This is a genomic window from Desulfoluna butyratoxydans (genome assembly GCF_900699765.1).
Classification (GTDB): Bacteria; Desulfobacterota; Desulfobacteria; order Desulfobacterales; family Desulfolunaceae; genus Desulfoluna; species Desulfoluna butyratoxydans.
The window spans coordinates 789,989-807,509 of the sequence record NZ_CAADHO010000002.1; the positions used below are offsets into that span (position 1 = coordinate 789,989).

The 17,521-nt window shown below is 59.5% G+C and carries 13 protein-coding genes; 5 read left to right on the top strand and 8 right to left on the bottom strand.

The genetic code is table 11. The features are described 5' to 3' along the window. Positions 1 to 268 precede the first annotated feature (268 nt). The 5 genes from MSL71_RS08400 to MSL71_RS08420 all read left to right on the top strand — a co-directional run bounded on the left by MSL71_RS08400 (position 269) and on the right by MSL71_RS08420 (position 4,539). The gene (locus tag MSL71_RS08400) at positions 269 to 727 is read left to right on the top strand and encodes a YehS family protein (RefSeq protein ID WP_180138734.1); all 459 of its coding nucleotides are present in this window, start codon (positions 269 to 271) and stop codon (positions 725 to 727) included. A gap of 511 nt (positions 728 to 1,238) precedes the next feature. Next, positions 1,239 to 2,573 (top strand): cell envelope integrity protein CreD, encoded by a 1,335-nt coding sequence (gene creD, locus MSL71_RS08405; protein ID WP_180138736.1) that lies wholly within the window; start codon positions 1,239 to 1,241, stop codon positions 2,571 to 2,573. Between the two features lie 108 nt (positions 2,574 to 2,681). Further along, entirely contained in the window at positions 2,682 to 3,077 is a 396-nt protein-coding gene (locus MSL71_RS08410) for a cupin domain-containing protein (RefSeq protein WP_246317746.1), read from the top strand. Between the two features lie 459 nt (positions 3,078 to 3,536). Beyond that, positions 3,537 to 4,406 carry an AraC family transcriptional regulator gene (locus MSL71_RS08415; RefSeq protein WP_180138738.1) on the top strand — a complete coding sequence of 290 codons (870 nt, stop codon included), beginning with the start codon at positions 3,537 to 3,539 and terminating at the stop codon, positions 4,404 to 4,406. Further along, entirely contained in the window at positions 4,399 to 4,539 is a 141-nt protein-coding gene (locus MSL71_RS08420; RefSeq protein ID WP_180138740.1) for a hypothetical protein, read from the top strand. The genes MSL71_RS08415 and MSL71_RS08420 overlap by 8 nt, the downstream gene beginning before the upstream one ends. A 269-nt stretch (positions 4,540 to 4,808) precedes the next feature. On the opposite strand, the gene MSL71_RS08425 is transcribed toward MSL71_RS08420, so the two are convergent. From MSL71_RS08425 to MSL71_RS08455, 8 genes are all read right to left on the bottom strand, one after another. Then, positions 4,809 to 5,801 carry an NAD(P)H-dependent flavin oxidoreductase gene (locus MSL71_RS08425; RefSeq protein ID WP_180138742.1) on the bottom strand — a complete coding sequence of 331 codons (993 nt, stop codon included), beginning with the start codon at positions 5,799 to 5,801 and terminating at the stop codon, positions 4,809 to 4,811. A 239-nt stretch (positions 5,802 to 6,040) separates the two neighbouring features. After that, a complete protein-coding gene (locus MSL71_RS08430; protein WP_180138744.1) occupies positions 6,041 to 7,063 on the bottom strand; it encodes an electron transfer flavoprotein subunit alpha/FixB family protein in 1,023 nt (340 codons plus the stop codon). Between the two features lie 10 nt (positions 7,064 to 7,073). After that, positions 7,074 to 7,856, bottom strand: a complete 783-nt coding sequence (locus MSL71_RS08435) for an electron transfer flavoprotein subunit beta/FixA family protein (protein WP_180138746.1) — start codon at positions 7,854 to 7,856, stop codon at positions 7,074 to 7,076. A 99-nt stretch (positions 7,857 to 7,955) separates the two neighbouring features. After that, positions 7,956 to 9,104, bottom strand: a complete 1,149-nt coding sequence (locus MSL71_RS08440) for an acyl-CoA dehydrogenase family protein (protein ID WP_180138748.1) — start codon at positions 9,102 to 9,104, stop codon at positions 7,956 to 7,958. A 113-nt stretch (positions 9,105 to 9,217) separates the two neighbouring features. Then, positions 9,218 to 9,631, bottom strand: coding sequence for a MarR family winged helix-turn-helix transcriptional regulator (locus tag MSL71_RS08445; RefSeq protein ID WP_180138750.1), 414 nt, complete (start codon positions 9,629 to 9,631; stop codon positions 9,218 to 9,220). 419 nt (positions 9,632 to 10,050) lie between these two features. Next, on the bottom strand, positions 10,051 to 11,910 hold the full coding sequence (locus MSL71_RS08450) for an ATP-dependent helicase (RefSeq protein ID WP_180138752.1): 1,860 nt from the start codon (positions 11,908 to 11,910) through the stop codon (positions 10,051 to 10,053). A 316-nt stretch (positions 11,911 to 12,226) separates the two neighbouring features. Next, positions 12,227 to 12,352, bottom strand: coding sequence for a hypothetical protein (locus MSL71_RS26665; RefSeq protein WP_281374457.1), 126 nt, complete (start codon positions 12,350 to 12,352; stop codon positions 12,227 to 12,229). A gap of 176 nt (positions 12,353 to 12,528) precedes the next feature. Further along, positions 12,529 to 17,286: a cache domain-containing protein gene (locus MSL71_RS08455; protein ID WP_180138754.1), complete on the bottom strand. Its 4,758-nt coding sequence runs from the start codon at positions 17,284 to 17,286 to the stop codon at positions 12,529 to 12,531. Between the last annotated feature and the right edge of the window lie 235 nt (positions 17,287 to 17,521).

Below are 17,521 nucleotides of genomic sequence, written 5' to 3' on the forward strand. Positions count from 1 at the left end.
TTACCATACCCCTTTTTTTGATGGAGAAAACGTAACTGTTCAGCTTATGCTTCCGGCGGCCCTGCCGGAGGCTAATCGTTTAAAAAAATTTAACAAACAGGTTTCAAAAAATCTTTTTGAGTGAATTTTTACTTTAAAGGCGGATGTGATTTGACCCGAGCAACGAGGGGGCAAAACACATCCGCAACCTGCTTTCAAGGTGGCACACCTTGCCGCCGGAGGCTGTTTTTTTTGAGCTGAATCGTTACGAGAAAACAAGGACCACACGATGGACAACAACGATATACTGAGGCGGATTCGCTATGCCTTTGACTTCAGCGATCCGAAGATGGCGGAGCTCTTCGTCTCAGGGGGCCTTGAGGTCACCCGGGAGCAGGCTGCCGCCTGGTTGAAACGGGAGGAGGATCCTTCCTTTGAAACACTCTCCGACCGCAAGCTGGCGAGTTTTTTAAACGGGCTCATCATCCACAGGCGGGGCCGGAGAGAAGGCCCGCAGCCCGAGGCCGAGACGCGCCTGACAAACAATCTTATCCTTAAAAAGCTCAAGATTGCCTTGAACCTCACCTCGGACGACGTCCTGGCGATCATGGCCCGGGCGAATTTCGGCATGAGCAGGCACGAGCTGAGCGCTTTTTTCCGAAAGCCCGGCCACAAGCATTACCGGGAGTGCAAGGACCAGATCCTGCGGAATTTTATTCAGGGGATGCAGGTCACGTATCGCGTCTGAGGGTTATGCCTTAAAATATTAGTACCTATTCAGCTCAAAATTGCCTCCGGCGGCCCTGCCGGGGGCCAAATTTTAAAAAGTTTGACAAACAGGTCTTAAGTAAGCCTTCCAGGCTACGCCGAAACAATTTCGACATTTTCTTAGAAGAGTTTTTTGCGGAACTTTTTTTAAAAAAGCGACCCGCCGGAGGCATAGCAGAATAGTTACAAATATTAATACAAAACGATACTCTGCTTCACATTCGTTATGTATTGACGCATCGATCAAAAAATCATGCTGAGGACTTATGAGATGATCCCGTCATGTGCCATTTAATCTTGGCATGGTCCTAACGGTAAGGCTTAAAAAAGACTCAGGCCAATCCAAACCAAATGCGAATGTGATTTTCCCCGAGGAACGAGGGGGAAAGCGCATTTGCAATTAGCTTTCGAGGTGGCTCACCTCGCCGCCGGAGGCTTTTTTTTGCTCCCGATTTTAACCTTAGAGGCTGTCCTTATTTTTAGGAGATGGTATGAAAAAACAGGAAACGATGAGAAAGACCGGTGATTTTATACGGAACTCTGCCACGGTGAAGGTGATCTCCATCGGCGTGCTGGTATTGGTGTTGCTCATTCCCATGGCCATGGTCTCTTCCCTGATGCGGGAGCGGGAGTTCCGGCGCGATGACGTGGTGTACGAGATCAACGCCAAGTGGGGCAACAGCCAGACCGTGACCGGGCCTTTTTTCACGGTTCCCTACAAGTCCTACTTCCGCGATGAAGACGACAAGTTGACCTACACCCTGCGGTACCTTCATGTACTGCCCGAGGAGGTGGCCATCAAGGGGCAGCTCGATACCGAGGTCCGCTACCGAAGCCTCTACGAGGCCGTGCTCTACACCGCCGGGCTGGAGATCTCCGGGGCCTTTGCCCTTCCCGACCTGGCCCGTTCCGGCATCGACCCCGACCATGTGCTCTGGGATCAGGCGGTTTTTTCCGTGGGGATTTCGGACATGCGGGGGATCCGGGACACCATCTCCGTGACCTGCGGGGAGGCGACTTACAAGGCAGGCCCGGGGCTCAAAACCACGGACATTGCCTCCTCCGGGGTGCAGTGCGCCATCCCCCTGTCCCCGGACCGGGCCAAAACGCCCTTCTCCCTGCGGCTAAAGCTCAACGGCAGCGAAGAGCTCCACTTTATCCCCGTGGGGGAGACCACCCGGGTGACCCTGGCGTCAAGCTGGCCTTCCCCCAGCTTTAACGGCTCGTTTCTCCCCAGCCAGCGGGAGGTGACGGACCGGGGCTTTTCCGCGGATTGGTCGGTGCTCCACCTGAACCGGAACTACCCCCAGGTGTGGTCCGGAAACCAGTACAAGGTGGGAGACTCCGCCTTTGGGGTGAACCTTCTGGTGACGGCGGACATCTACCAGAAGTCCATCCGCATCTCAAAATACGCGGTGATGTTTATCGTCTTTACCTTTGCCGCTTTTTTCTTCTCCGAGATCATCAGCAAGAAAAGGGTCCACCCGATTCAGTACATCCTCATCGGGCTGGCCGTGCTGCTCTTCTACGTGCTGCTCCTCTCCATCTCCGAGCACCTCAACTTCGATCTGGCCTACATCATCTCGGCAACGGCCGTCACGGCCCTCATCACGGGATACTCCCGGGGGATTCTGCGCAACAACCGCTTCACCGTCACGGTGTTCGGGATCCTGACCGTGCTCTATGCCTACCTCTACATTGTGCTTCAGCTTGAAGACTACGCCCTGATCATGGGCAGTGTCGGCCTGTTTCTCGTGCTTTCGGTGGTCATGTACATCACCCGGGGCATCGACTGGTACGCCCTGGAAAAGGACGACGTAGACTGAAGCCGCAGAGCATTTTCGCAAGATCCTCCAAGATTCCGGAGACGCGGGCAGGTAGTGTTGCCGTGACGTCAACACGACCCAACCAAATTTTTTGACTTGGAGGATGCCATGGAAATGGAAAAGGAATTGTTTGCGGCAATGGCCAACGGCTCTGTAACGTACAAGGGAGAGGAGGCTCCGAAACAGACCGGCCCGTGGAACCCTCACCCTCTCTTTAAAGGGGTGTACTTAAAGTCCCTTGTCTCCGGTGAGGGCACGGACGGGGCGCTGAGCGCCCACATGGTTCGCATCGACCCCGGCTGCACCCTGGAGTCCCACGTCCACGGGGAAGAGTGGGAGCTCCATGAGGTCCTGGGCGGGGAGGGCTCCCTTGAGTTTGACGGAAAGCACCACCCCTACCACATGGGGCGCCTTGCCGTGATACCCAAGGGGGAAGCCCATGGCGTCAAAGCTGGAGACAAAGGGCTCCTGCTTCGCGCCACGTTTTTTCCTGCCTTGCCCTGAGCAACTGAGAGATCCGTGAAAAAGCCTGTCCTCGATGGTTAAAGTCGGCTCCAAAAGCGTGCCTCCGGCGGCGAGGTGAGCCACCTCGAAAGCTGATTGCCCTTGCGCTTCGTCCCTCGTTCCTCGGGCCAAAGCGCAAGGGCTTTCGACTCGGGCTTCGCCCGACGTAAACGCTGATGGTTTGTTCGGGCTGGCTCACAAGCTTTAAAGTAACAGGATACGATGTCACAGGTTGTCCAGTATCGATTTAATCGCATTGCCTTCGGTGGCCCTGCCGGGGGCTAAACTTTTAAAAAAAATTTAACAAACAGGTCTTAAAAATTTCTTTTGAATGAATTTTGCTCTAAATGCGGATGTGATTTGACCCGAGGAACGAGGGGCAAAACGCGTCCGCACCCTGCTTTCAAGGTGGCACACCTTGCCGCCGGAGGCTGATTTTCGGAGGCCAAAAAAGAGACCATGGCAACACGGGAGCGCATCACATTTTCGAGCCTTCCCTTTTTATGCGGCGTGGAAGCGGTGGCAGGGCAGGACGTGTCCAACACCTTTGAATCCCATAGTCACACAACCGCTGTTGTGGGCATGGTGGACGTGGGCGTTCGGGTGATCGCCCACGGGCATGGCGAATCGCGCATTTTGAGGGGCGGGCTTTTCTTTCTGAACCCCGGTCAGGTGCATGCCTGCGCTTCCGGGGAGGAGGGCGCCCACAGCTATCGCCTCCTGTCGGTGGATCCGGCGGTTTTGGCCCGCGTGGCCTCCGAGATCTCTGAAAAGAGCGTGTCCGGGGTGTGGTTCGGCTGCGTGCACGCAACACATGACACCATTTCCCGGGATTTTGGGCGCTTTTTCAGGATGCTCTCCGATCCCCTGGCCCCAGCCCTTGACAAGGAGAGCCTTCTTTACGGCCTGCTCTCTGAAATCATCCTCTCCTTTGCCCAGGATCCGCCGGAGGTGTGTGCGGTGGGGCGGCAGGATGCGGCCATGGCGCGGGTGCGGGACCACATCCGCACCCACCACGCAGAGCCCCTGACCCTGGCCACCCTGTCGGCCGTTGCCTGCCTCAGCCCTTTTCACCTGCAGCGTCTTTTTACCCGGCGATACGGCATGTCTCCCCATCGGTACCTCACCCATCGGCGCGTTGCCGAGGCCCGGGGCCTTCTCTCGGACGGGGCGGGTATCGCCGAGGCAGCACTGGCTGTGGGGTTTTCTGATCAGAGCCATTTGACGTATCACTTCAAGCGCGTGGTGGGGACCACGCCGGGGCGCTTTGTGCAGGACAACCTGTTGACATACGAGTGCGCGGCAAAACCGGAGACCTTCTATGATTAAAGTGGGGGAAAAGCAGGCCTCCGGCGGCGAGGTGAGCCACCTCGAAAGCAGGTTGCCCTTGCGCTTTGCCCTTCGTTCCTCAGGCCAAAGCGCAAGGGCCTTCGGCTCGGGCTACGCCCGATATAAACGTTGATGGTTTGTGCGGGGAGGCTCACAAGCTTCGAGGTAAGAGGATACGATGTCGCTCCTTGTCCATTATCGATTTAACCGCACTGCCTTCTATGGTTAAAGTGGGTGGGAAAGCCAGCCCTCGGCGGCGTGGTTCGTGACATTCGGCAGTCGTCTTTGCAGAGATATCTGTCTGGTTTTCAGGGCCTTCAGGAAATAAAAAAGGCGGAACCCCAATGGGTTCCGCCTTTTTTAATTGATTTGGATGCGCTGAATCGCTTTAGCCGAAAGGGTTTAGGCGATGAGCTTGCCGTGGAGCTTGCTGATCTCTGCCTCGGCTTCTGCCGCCATGGAGGCGAGGAGCTCTTTGCAGGTGGTGACCTCGTGGATGAGGCCGATGGACTGGCCCACCATCATGGGGGCGACGTCCACGTCTCCGGTCTCCCAGGCCTTGAGGCACTTGTCCCCGGTGATGAGGGGGATGATCTTCTCCAGGCCGCCGCCTTTGCTTTCCACGTCCAGAACGGCGTTGGTGGTCTCGTTGATCAGGGCCCGGCCCTGGAGGTTCACGGATTTGCAGATGAGGGTGGTGTCGCGTTCCTGGCGTTTCACCAGCTCGTCCTTGATGTTCTGGTGGATATCGCACTCTCTGGTGGCCATGAACCGGCTGGCCATCATGACGGCGTCGGCTCCGAGCATCAGGGCGGCGGCCATGGTTTTGCCGTTGGCGATGCCCCCGGTGGTCACCACAGGGATGTTCACGGACTCCACGATGCGGGGGGTCAGGAGCATGGTGGTGACGTCGTCGTTCAGGGGGTGGCCCCCCTCTTCGATGCCTGCGGCAAAGATGCCGTCATACCCTGCTTTTTCCGCGTGCATGGCGTGGCGCACGGAGCCCACCTTGTGGAAGAGCTTGACCCCTGCTTTTTTCAGCATGTCGATGTATTCCATGCCGCAGGCCTTGTCGATGGGCGCCCCTGAGATCTCCAGGGCGGGCACCTTCTCTTCGGCGCAGACCGTCAGGTACATCTTGTGGTGTTCGGGGGTGATGTTGATGGAGGGCAGCAGGGTGATGTTGACGGTGAAGGGCTTGTCCGTCAGCTCCCGGGTTTTCCTCAAGGCGCCCCGGAATTCCTCTTCGGTCTTGTAGATGGCCGCGGTGATGTTGCCCATGCCCCCGGCGTTGGAGATGGCGGCGCACAGCTCGGGTTTGCAGATCCACATCATGGCACCGCAGATGATGGGGTACTCGATATCGAACATCTCAGTTATTTTTGTCTGAATCACTGATCCTCCTTCCTGAAAAAAAATTGCCTCCGGCGGCCCTGCCGGGGCCAAACGTTTAAAAAGTTTGGCAAACAGGTTTTGAGTAAACCTTTCAGGCCTGAGAAAAATTTTTTGCGGGGCTTTTTTTCAAAAAAGCGACCCGCCGGAGGCTTCATTGCCGCTTAAGCTGCCGCGTCGATCGCCAAAAAAAACGGGACCCCTCTCTCCAGCCGGGCCCCGCTTTTCTTAGATCGTGTGCCCTATGCCTTGACGGCTTTCAGCTGCTCAATGAGCTGGGGCACCACGTCTTTGGCGTCGCCCACGATGCCGTAGTGGGCAAACTTGAAGATCTCGGCGTTGGGGTCTTTGTTGATGGCCACGACGGTACGGGAATCAGCCATGCCCGTGGTGTGCTGGACCGTGCCGGAGATGCCCACGGCGAGGTAGAGCTCGGGGCGGACCGTCTTGCCGGTCTGGCCGATCTGGACGTCGTGGGAGATGAGGCCGGTCTCAAAGACGGGGCGGGTGCCGCCGATCTCGGCGTCCAGCTCCTTGGCCAGGTCTTTGAGCTGGTCGAAGCAGTCGCCGGAGCAGGCGCCCATGCCGGCGGAGACCACTCGGATGGCTTCCTGGATGTTCTGGGCAGAGGCCTCGTGCTGCTTCACTTCCAGAACCTTGACCTGTGCGTCCTCTTCCTTGGCGGTCACCTCAATCTTGATGATCTCGCCGGTGCGGGACTCATCTTTCTGGGGAACGGCCATGACGCCGGCACGTACGGTGGACATCTGGGGCCGGTGATCCGGGCAGAGGATGGTGGCCATGACGTTGCCGCCGAAGGCCGGACGGGTGGAGACGAGGATTTTCTTGTCTTCGTCGATGTCAAGCTCGGTGCAGTCTGCGGTACAGCCGGTGTGGAGCCTGAAGGAGATGCGCGGGGCCAGGTCGCGGCCCGTGGCCGAGGCGCCCACCAGGAGAATATCGGGCTTTCGCTCTTCGGCTTCCTTGCAGATGATGTCGGTGTAGAGCTCGGTGCGGTAATCGGCCAGGACCGGGGCATCGGCCATGAGCACCTTGTCGGCACCAAAGGCGATGAGCTCCTTGGCGGTTTCCTCGACGTTCTCCCCGAGGATGACGGCGGTGAGCTCGCTGCCCAGCTTGTCGGCGAGCTTGCGGCCCTCTCCGAGGATCTCCAATGAAAGGGTGGAGCGGGTCAGCTTACCCTGAAACTGCTCCACGAATACCCATACGCCTTTATATGCACTCAGATCTTTTTTAGCAGTCATGATCGTCTCCTTAGATGGCATTGATTTCCTGAAGTTTTTCCACCAGCTTCTGCGAGGACTCTTTGGGCGTCCCGTCGAGAAACTCCACCTGAGCCTTGGCGCGCTTGGGTGAAAAGACCTTGCGCAGGCGCGTGGGGGAGCCCTTGAGGCCGAAGTTGCCCACTTCGCCGTCTACATCGGCCATGCCCAGGACCTGGATCTCTTTTTCAAAGCATTCGAACACCAGGTCCATGCGGGGAATCCTGGGGACGTTGAGCTCTTTTTCGCAGGTGATCAGGGCAGGCATGGGGCCTTCGATGACCCGGGTGAGGTCTCCCATTTTCTGGTGGATCTTGACGGTGCCGTCACCCACCTCGATGCTTTCGGCGTAGGAGAGCAGGGGAAGCTCCAGGAAGTCGGCGATTTCGGGGCCCACCTGGGCGGTGTTGCCGTCCATGGCCTCCACGCCGGAGAAGATCAGGTCGAAGTTGCCCAGCTTCTTGATGGCAAGGCCGAGGGTGTAGGCCGTGGCCCAGCAGTCGGCGCCGCCGAACTTGCGGTCCGTCAGGAGCACCGCGTGGTCGCATCCCATGGCCAGGGCCTCCCGAAGGGCCTCCTCAACCTGGGGGGGCCCCATGGAGACAACGGTCACCTCGGCGCCTTTCTCCTCTTTCAGGGTCAGGGCCGCCTCAATGGCGTTCTTGTCGTTGGGGTTGATGATGCTGGGAAGACCGGATCGGATCAGGGAGCCGTTTTCGTCCCATTTTACCTCGGTTACGTCGGGAACTTGTTTTATGCATACAATGATTTTCATCTTAGAAGTCCTCTTAATCGGTAAAGTCGTCGATTCGCGTGTGATCGCGTCATGGGCTGTTTCGCCCACGGGCACCGGGCCGGCGTGTCGCCGCGTGCCTTACTTCTGAGTCAGGATCGTCATGCCGGCAATGGTCTTGTTGATCTCAAGGCTTGAAGCGACAACGCCGACGTGCATGGCGTTACGGAAGAGTTTTTCCACCTTGTACTCTTTGGAGTAGCCGTAGGACCCGTGGAACTGAACAGCCTGGCGGCACACTTCCTGGATCATGGGCACGGTGAAGACCTTGAGCTCGGAGGAGGCGGCCTCAAAGCCTTTCTTGCTCTCGTCCTGGAGCTTGACGGTTTTGTAGCACATGAGGCGGCACGCCTCGACGCGGGTCTTCATGTCGGCCAGCATCCAGGAGAAGCCCTGCATGTAGCCCATGGGAAAACCACCCACCACGCGCTCGTTGCCGTATTTCACGGATTCGTCCAGGGCTGCCTGGCCTCCGCCGATGGTGGCGGCGCACTGCTGGATACGCTCACCGGCGATCCAGCGCAGAAGAATGGGGAAACCCTTGCCCTGCTTGCCCAGGATGTTGGCCTTGGGCACGCGGACGTCTTTGAAGAAGACATCGCAGGTGTCGGCGCCGTCCAGGCCCATGAGCTCGTAGTGGCCGGAGAAGGTGATGCCCGGGGAGGTCTTGTCCACGATGAAGGCCGTGGTGTCGAAGGGCTTGCCCTTCATGGAGAGGTCCTTGGCAAAGAAGATGCCGTAGCCGGGCTTGTTGGCCATACTGATGAAACGCTTGGTGCCGTTTAAGATGAAGTCGTCCCCGTCGGGCTCGGCCGTGAGGGTCAGGGCGCGGGGGTCGGAACCGGTGTTGGGCTCGGTGAAGGCCATGGAGGCCCAGGCGGTGCCGTCGCACAGGGGCGGAACGAATTTTTCGATCACCTCTTCGGTGCCCCAGTGGCAGATGGTCTCTGCAACGGAGTTGTTCATGAAGAAGGGGAGCATGCAGGTGGACCCGGTTTTGCCCACCTCTTCGGCAATGAGGATGAGGTTGAAGTTGTCGGCGCCGATGCCCCCGTATTTTTTGGGAACGTCCATGCCGAGCATCTTGTGCTTTGCAAAGATCTCCTGGAGATTGGGCGGATAGTCTTTGTGCTCTTTCATGTAAGCATCTATCCCGGGGATCTCTGTCTCACAGAACGCCTTTGCCGTTTTGATGACCATCTTGTTCAGTGGTGATAAGTTGAAATCCATTTCAATTCCTTTCCTTCTTCATTGATGTAAGGGTGTGGGCGTTTATGAAGCGGCTCCAATGAAGGCCTGGGCTCGGCGGGCACCCCCGGCGCTTACCATCCGCCGCAATACACTTACCTCAAGTCCTTTAAAAGACGTTTTAAAAGAAGCTTCTCCTCCTGGGAAAAGCTCTGCAAAATCGTTTCATTGACGTGCTCGCGGGCCTGGAGGAGGTCCTCCTGGTATTCCCGGGCCTTGGCCGAGAGGTGGATCCGGATGGCCCGCTTGTCTTCGGCGTCGGTCTCCTTGGAGATCCAGTCGGCATCGGCCAGCCGGTCCAGGACCCCGGAAAGGGTGGCGTTGTCCAGAACCAGGCGCTTGCTCAAGTCCCCTGCCGTCAACCCGTCGTCCTCCCACAGGGCTTCGAGGATCAGGATCTGGACCGGGGTCAGGCCGTAGGGTTTGAGCATTTTCTTCAAGACGGCCTGTGATTTCTGGTTGGCCTTGGCAAACAGGAAGCAGATGCAGTCTTTGTACGTTTTTATCATGTGATCCCGTGGGTTTCGTGTGTCCGTGTGTTGTCTTCCGGGAAGAGACGTTTGCCTGGCGGAGCGGGGTTTGGGCCGTTCCGGGAGTCTTTGCGACGGGCCTCTATTTTGGAGACATGATCAATGTTCAGTATGGGGCTGTCCGGCACGATGATGTCGGGTTAAAGTTTGTAAGGATAACTTCCCTTGATCTTGCTCTTGTGCCCTATTTTTATGTTTTAGTTAATAAATTGAAAATATTATCTTGGAAAAGCTAAAAATGGTGTTTCGTCATATTAGTTTGTATGCAAAGGTATTTCTTCGGTGACCCTTGTGTCAAGAAAAATGTGTACAGGCGGTAAAAAAGAGGTGGGGGCAGGGGAGGGGGCCCAAAGGCAAAGCGCCCCGGCAGACCGACTGCCGGGGCGCTTTGAGGGGAATCAGATGCCCAGTTCGTCCATGGCTTCGTCGAGTTCGTAGAAGAAGCGGCTTTTTTTGGTGCGCTTTTTCCGCCGTGACGAGGCGGAGGTGACGTAGAGGTGGCTTTCGGCACGGGTGACGGCCACGTACATGAGGCGGCGCTCCTCCTCGAGTTCGCGGTCGCTCTCCATGGATCGCCAGTGGGGGAAGAGCTGCTCTTCCAGGCCCACGATAAAAGCCATGCGGTACTCCAGGCCCTTGCTGGCGTGGACCGTGGATAGGTGGACCCCTTTGCCGCCCCCGTCATCGTCGTCCTTGTCTTCCTGGATCAGGTTTACGTCTTCCAGGTAGTCCAGCAGGTTCTCCTTCAGGGAGGCGGTGTGGAGGAGCTCCTCCACCTGGTCCTTGCGGGTGTTGAACTCGTCCGGGGTCTTGCAGTACCCCTCGAGGTACCCCAGGTAGTCGGTGCGGTCCAGGATCTCCTGGATGGCCAGGGCCGGGGGCATCTCCTTGATGGCGTCCAGGAGCTCGAAGATCATGGTGAGGCCATCGTGCACTTTTTTGGAGAGCACGCGGTTTTTGACCATTTGCCTGGCGGATTCCTGCAGGCTCATGAGGCCCACCCGCGCCTGGGAGATCTTGGTGATCATGGAAGGGCCGATGCCCCGCTTGGGGGTGTTGACGATGCGCTCGAAGGCCACGTCGTCCCCGGGAAAGGCCGCGGCCAGGAGAAAGCAGTTGAGGTCGAGGATCTCCTTGCGCTCGAAGAAGCCCTTGGAGCCTACCATCTGATAGGGGATCTGGAGCTGGCGCAGGGCCTTTTCAAACCAGAGGGAGAGAGCCTTGGTGCGGTACATCACCACCATGTCCTCGTAGTCCACCCCGCTGCGGAATTCGGTGCGGATTTTCCGGGCCACCCACTCGGCCTCTTCAAACTCGTTGAAGAAGGTGCGGGCCTGGATGACGGCGCCTCGTTTTTCGGAGAAGCAGTGCTTGTCCATGCGGCTCTCGTTGAAGCCGATGATGCCGTTGGCCAGCTGGACGATCTCGTCTGCGGACCGGTAGTTCTGCTCCAGGCGGAAGATCCGGGCGTTGGGGTACTTGTCGGGGAAGGAGAGGAAGTGGCTGACGTTGCTGCCCCGGAACCCGTAGACCGCCTGCCAGTCGTCGCCCACGCAGAAGAGGTTTTCATGGCCCAGCAGGAGGCGGGTGATCTCCTCCTGGAGGTTGTTGGTGTCCTGGTACTCGTCCACGAGGATGTGCTGGAACTTTTCCCGGTACTCGGCCTGGACTTCGGGGTGATCCCGCAGCAGGTCCCGGGTGAGGCAGAGGATGTTGTCGAAGTCCAGGGCGTTCTTCTCTTTTAAGATGCGCTCGTACTCCCGGTAGATCCCTTCGGTGCGGCTCCGGGTGATGAGGGGCAGGGCATCGAAGTACCGGTTGACGTTGCCGGAGTTCTTGGCCCGGGAGATTTCAGACAGGATGGCCGGGGCGTGTTTTTTGTCGATGTTCTGGGTCAGGGCAATCTCCTTGATGGTCTTCTGCTGGTGGTAGCTGCTGAAGATCTCCAGGGGCATGCGGTAGCCCAGCTTGGTGCAGTGTTTCTTTAATATGGTGTAGCAGGCACTGTGGTAGGTGCGCACCCAGGGGAAATCCGTGTCCATGCGACCGGTCATCTGCATGAGACGGGTCTTCATCTCCCCTGCGGCTTTGTTGGTGAAGGTGATGGCCAGAATGCGTCTGGAGTCCACGTTGCGCTCCATGAGTCGCGCAAACCGTGCCGTGAGGGTTCGGGTTTTGCCCGAGCCGGCACCGGCCACAACCAGGGCGGGGGAGCCGAGGTGCTCCACGGCAGCCGCCTGTTGCTGAGATAATTCCATTTTATATGTACTCCGTGAGGACGGTTGAGGGGGAGTGAGGAGAACGAAAGGGATGCGAAGGCCCCTGCACCTCCACACGTCCAAGGTAACGGGCCGATGTCACATGTCATCGCCGGGCGGCCGCAGCTTGCGTTTGCTCACGCTGGTATTACCTGAATCCTTCGGGCTCCGGCGGCCCAAGACAGAAACGGCCCCTCTGGGAATAAAGGGGCCGGCTAAGGTGCCAAGACGATACGACAATGCGTCCGGTGGATCAACCTAAAAATGGGCCACAAGGGCCGAAAAGGGAGGGGGATGGCCCGCCTTTGTGGGGCTTTCAGGGGATCAGGCGGCAGCCTCGGCTTTTGGCGCGGCGTTTTTCCTTCATGCGCCGGGCATGGGGTTGGGCGTAGAGGGCCAGGATGATCCCGGCCAGGGCGGCTGATGTGATGACAAACACCATGGGGCTGCGTTCCGATGCGCGGGCGCCCGTGGTTCACGGCAACGGTGTGGAGCCGGGGCGCACACGGTGGGTTGTTGGGGATGAACAGCGTAATTTATTGATAATCGCTGTGTCGGAGGGATGTCAAGACATAATTATTTTCAAGGGGTTGGCGGCCTCGGGAGGGAACGCCCCGCTCAGGATGCCTGCCCCCTGGTGGGGAGCCAGCGGTCCAGGATGCGGGAGAGTTCGGCCTTGCGAATGGGCTTGCTGAGGTAATCGTTCATGCCGGCGTCCAGGCAGGCCTCCCGGTCTCCCTTCATGGCAAAGGCGGTCATGGCGATGACGGGGATCTCCGGGTTCAACACCCCGGACCCTTGGGCGCGGATGAGCCGCGTGGCTTCATAGCCGTCCATCTCGGGCATCTGCACGTCCATGAGGACCAGGTCGTAAGGGGTATGGCAGAGGGCCTGGACCGCCTCTTTGCCGTTGGTCACCGCATGGGTGTGGATGCCCATTTTCTGGAGCAGGAGCACGGCGAGTTTCTGGTTGGTGGGGTTGTCTTCGGCCAGGAGGACGTGGCCGTTGCGGCGCTGGTTCTCCTTGACCAGGCGGCGGGTGATGATGGGGGCACGTCCGCCGTCCACAGGGCCCTTGCCCACCACCGCGGCCAGGGTGTCGTAAAGATCTTTTTGTTTGACCGGCTTGATGAGGTAGCCGGAAAACCCGACCCCCTCCAGGCGCCGGGCGTCGCTTCTCTGGCCCATGGAGGTCATCATGAGGAGCAGGGTCCCTCGGTGAACCGGGTTGGCGCGGATGGCCCGCCCCAGGGCCTCGCCGTCCATTTCGGGCATCTGCATGTCGAGGATGGCCAGGTGATAGGGCGCGTCTTGGGCCTTGGCCCGGTCGAGGTCGGCCAGGGCCTCTGCCCCGCCGGAGACGGCCCGGGCCCGGATGCCCCAGGCCGTGAGCTGGGTGGTGAGGAGGCGCCGGTTCGTGTGGTTGTCGTCCACCACCAGCATGCGCAGGCCGTCGAGTTCGGCCAGGCGCAGGGGCTCGGGCTGGGATTTCTGCTTTTCCAGGCGCACGGTGAACCAGAAGTTGGACCCCTCGCCTTCCCGGCTGGCCACACCGATCTCGCCGCCCATGAGTTCCACGAGCTGCTTGGAGATGGTCAGGCCCAGGCCTGTGCCCCCGAACTGACGCGTGGTGGACGGGTCCACCTGCTGGAAGCTCTGGAAGATCATGGGCTGCTTGGCCGGGGAGATGCCGATGCCGGTGTCTTTGACGGAAAATTTGAGGAGCACCTCCTGGCCGGTGTCCTCCTGGAGGTCCACGTGCACGGAGACCTCCCCCTTTTCCGTAAACTTAACGGCGTTGCCCGTGAGGTTGATGAGGATCTGCTTGAGGCGGCCGGGGTCCCCTTTAAGGAAGGGGGGCACCTCCGGTGCCGGGGCGCAGATGAGTTCCAGGTGCTTCTCCTCGGCCTTGACGGCCATGAGCCCGGTAAAGTCGTCCAGCATGGCCCGCAGGTCGAAGTCCAGAAGGTCCAGGTTGAGTTTGCCCGCCTCGATCTTGGAGAAATCGAGGATGTCGTTGAGCAGGGCGAGAAGGGACTCCCCGGAGGCCTGGACCGTTTCGGCGAACTGGCGCTGTTCGTCGGTGAGCCGGGTTTCCAGGAGGAGGCCGGTCATGCCGATGACCCCGTTCATGGGGGTGCGGATCTCGTGGCTCATGTTGGCAAGGAAGGTGCTCTTGGCGTGGCTTGCTTCCTCGGCCTGCTCCAGGGCGTCCCGGAGCTGCTGTTCCATCTGCTTGCGCTCGGTGATGTCGCGCAGGACGCAGTGCAGCACCTGGCGGTCCTGAAAAGCGATGGGGGTGAGGCTCACGTCCGTCCAGAAGGCTTCGCCGTCGGCCCGCCGGTGCATCCATTCAAAGGAGGTGGGACCCTGGGCCAGGGCCTTGGAGAAGAGGGCGTCCATGGCCGGGGCCGTGGGCGTGCCGTCGGGTTGGTGGGTGGGAGAAAATCGGGATGGATGGGCGCCGATCACCTCCTCGGTGGACGGCATGCGCAGCATGTGCAGGGCCGCTTCGTTGCAGTCGATGAACCGGTTGTCCGCAATGAGAAAGACCGAGTCGGCGGTGTCGCGGAAAAGGCGCCGGAAGCGCTCTTCGCTCTGCTGCAGCTCCTCCTGGGCCAGGCGAACCGTGGTGATGTCCCGAGCGGAACACAGGACCCCGGTGATCCTGCCGGTGCCCTCCAGCACGGCGGTTTTGGAGATGAGAAGGCTCTTGAGGGCCCCCTCTTTGCTGAACGTCCATTCGTCGGTGATGGGCTCACCCTGCTCCAGCACCTCCCGGTCCCCTTTGGAGAAGAGCTCGGCCTGGTCCCGGGAAAATAGTTCCCAGTCGGTGCGCCCTTCGATGGCCTCGCGCCTCTTTTTCATAAAGGCGGTGCAGGCCTCGTTGACCATGCGATACACCCCGCCCTTGTCCTTGAGCATCAAAAGGTCGGTGGTGGACGCGAAGATGGCCTCCAGCAGGGATTGTTGCTTGAGAAGGACGGTGGAGACCCGCTGTCGCTCCTCCAGGACCTCGTTGATCCCCACGGCCAGGTCGCGGAACTCGGCGTGGCCGTAGACCGTACTGTCCAGGGGATTGCCCTCGGAGGTGGTGAAGTCCTCCTGAAAGGTCTGGAACTGGGTCACCAGCCGGGTGGAGTACCGGCGCCCCAGCCAGGTGCAGAACAGGCCTAAGGCCCCCATGGCCGCCAGCATCAGGCCGAGCCGGGCCGAGAAGTTGGTGACCATCTTCTGCTTGGCCAGGGCCACGGCCTCGTCGAGCCTGTCCAGGTTGAGGCAGGAGCCCACGGCCCATTGCCAGTCATCCACCCCTCGGACATAGGCGATTTTCTTCATGAGGGTGGGGTCCGGAGGGGTTCGGAAGGCGTGGGTTACGAACCCACCGTCCGGGTGCTTGGCCGCGGCGATGAACTCCTGGACGGTCTTCATGCCGTGGGGGTCGGTATCGTCCCACAGGTTTTTTCCGATGAGGTCCTTGCGGGTGCGGTTCACCAGAAGGGTGCCGTCGTAGGCCGTCACGAAAACATACCCCTCGCCCCCGGCATAGGAGATGCCCTCCAGCTGTTGTCGGGCCAGGGCCTGGGTGTCGCCCTGGATGTCGTCGAGGTACTCGCCGGTGCCGATGATGAGGCCCAGGGGTTCGTAGAGGCGAAGGTGGGAGAGTTTCGGGGTTTGGAACTCCTCGTCGGGGCCCTTGAGCCACTTGTACTGACTGAAGCCCTCTCCGGTCTCCTGGATGGTGGCGATGAAATTCTGGATCAACAGGACCCCGTCTTCATCGGTGAGGTCCGCCAGGTCCCGCCCTTCTAAGTCCGGGAGCAAGGGGTGGACAACCATCCGGCCTGTGGTGTCCAGGACAAAATAGTAGCCGCGCCTGTCGTTCCAGCGCAGGGCGTACAGGGCATCATAGATCCGTTTTTCGATCTCTTTTTTCGGTTGGTGCCGGTGGGTGTTGTAGAGATGATCGGTGATGCCCAGGGCCTCTTCAGTCCGGGATTTCAGGTCCCGGCGCAGGCGGGCCCGTTCGGCCTTTCTCTGAAAGGCAATGTCTTCCATGGCCCGGTTGACCTGATAGGAGATGGTTCGTCGGAGCTCTTCCATGAGCTTCAGGCGGAGGCTTCGGCTGTTGTCACGGAACTGGAGGTAGTCCTGCCCAGCCCAGAGCAGGGTGGCCAGGATCAGGACCATGGCAGGCACGGCGATGACCATCTGGGAGATCTGGGATGAGAACTGGGGCAGGGCCCTGCGCTTCCTGAGAAGCCGGGCCGAGATCAGGAGGATGTAGATGACGGCCACAAAGCAGAGAAACAGGATGACCGTGTTGATGTAAAAAAAGGGGCGGGGCAGTTCCCCCTCGGACTCTCCCCACACCACGCTGCCCAGGGGCAGGTCTTTTTTGGGGATGTTGAATTTTTTCAGCATGGCGTTGTCGAACATGTACAGGTTGGGGCTGGAGTCGATGATGTGAAGCTGTCCAGCCTCCTTTCCCTTGAGGATCCTCAAGGTAAGGGCCGCCGCACTTTGTCCTTGGTCCGTGGAATTTGCCATGCGCCCGCCCACCACACCGGTGCCCAGGAAAAAGTCCCAGAGCCCGAAGACGGGAGCCCGTGAGGCCTGGGCGATGATCCTGGCGCCCTCTTCATAAGAGAAGTACTCCCCGGCGCCGTCCCGGTGGAAGAGGAGGAGCAGGACCACGTCCCTTGAGTCCAGGTCCTTGAGCCTTCGCGTAAGGTCGTCCCGGGAAAGGCCGTTCCACCACAGTGTTTCCACCTTGCCCCTCAACTCCTCAAAGGCTTGTTGCGTCTCTTGTTTCATATTTTTGGCCGTGGGGGTGATGCCGGTGACGACGATGATCCGCCTGGTTTTGGGAAAGAGGGACAGGGCCAGCCTTGCGGTGCCCAGGGGGTCGGGCTGCTCCACCACACCGGTGATGTTGCCGTCAAACCCCTGGAGCATGGACGGGACAAAGCTGTTGATGCCGCAGAAGACCACGGGAACGCCGGGAAAGAGTTCCGGGCCGTACTGCCTGAGAAAGTTCAGGGCGTTGTTGTCCGAACAGATGATGGCATGGGGCTGTCTGGACACGTACTTCCTGGCGAGAAAGTCCCGGCTCGGACCGGCCACCTCGGCCACGGAACGTCGCTTGCTGTCCAGATATTCCACCTGGAGCTCGATGTTTCTGCCCTCAAAGGCGCGGGTGACGGCTTCGGTGATGCCGTCGGTCCACGCGTATCCCTGGTGGTAGGAGTGCAGGAGAAGGACACGCTGGGCAAGGCTCGATCCGTCCGCGTTGCCCGGCGTCCCAAGAAGGCACCCCAGCACCAGGAGGCAAAGGGCCGTCAAGCCATATGTGCGGTGCACCGGAGACGCCATGGGAACTCCTGGACCCCGTGAACCCGCGGGGTCGGTTTGTGGGAATGCCGCTGCGGGAAAAGGGTGAAGGCGGTGGCAAGGCAGGCCCATGGACAGCGGTGGGCCCGCCACTGTTATTTGCCTGGTTGAAAAACGTATTAACGGGTTGGCGCCGGGCAGGGCCGCCGGAGGCAGTTTTTTGCGATGAAGGGCTGCATCTGTACCACGGCGATCACATCGCGGTGGCATGAACGTC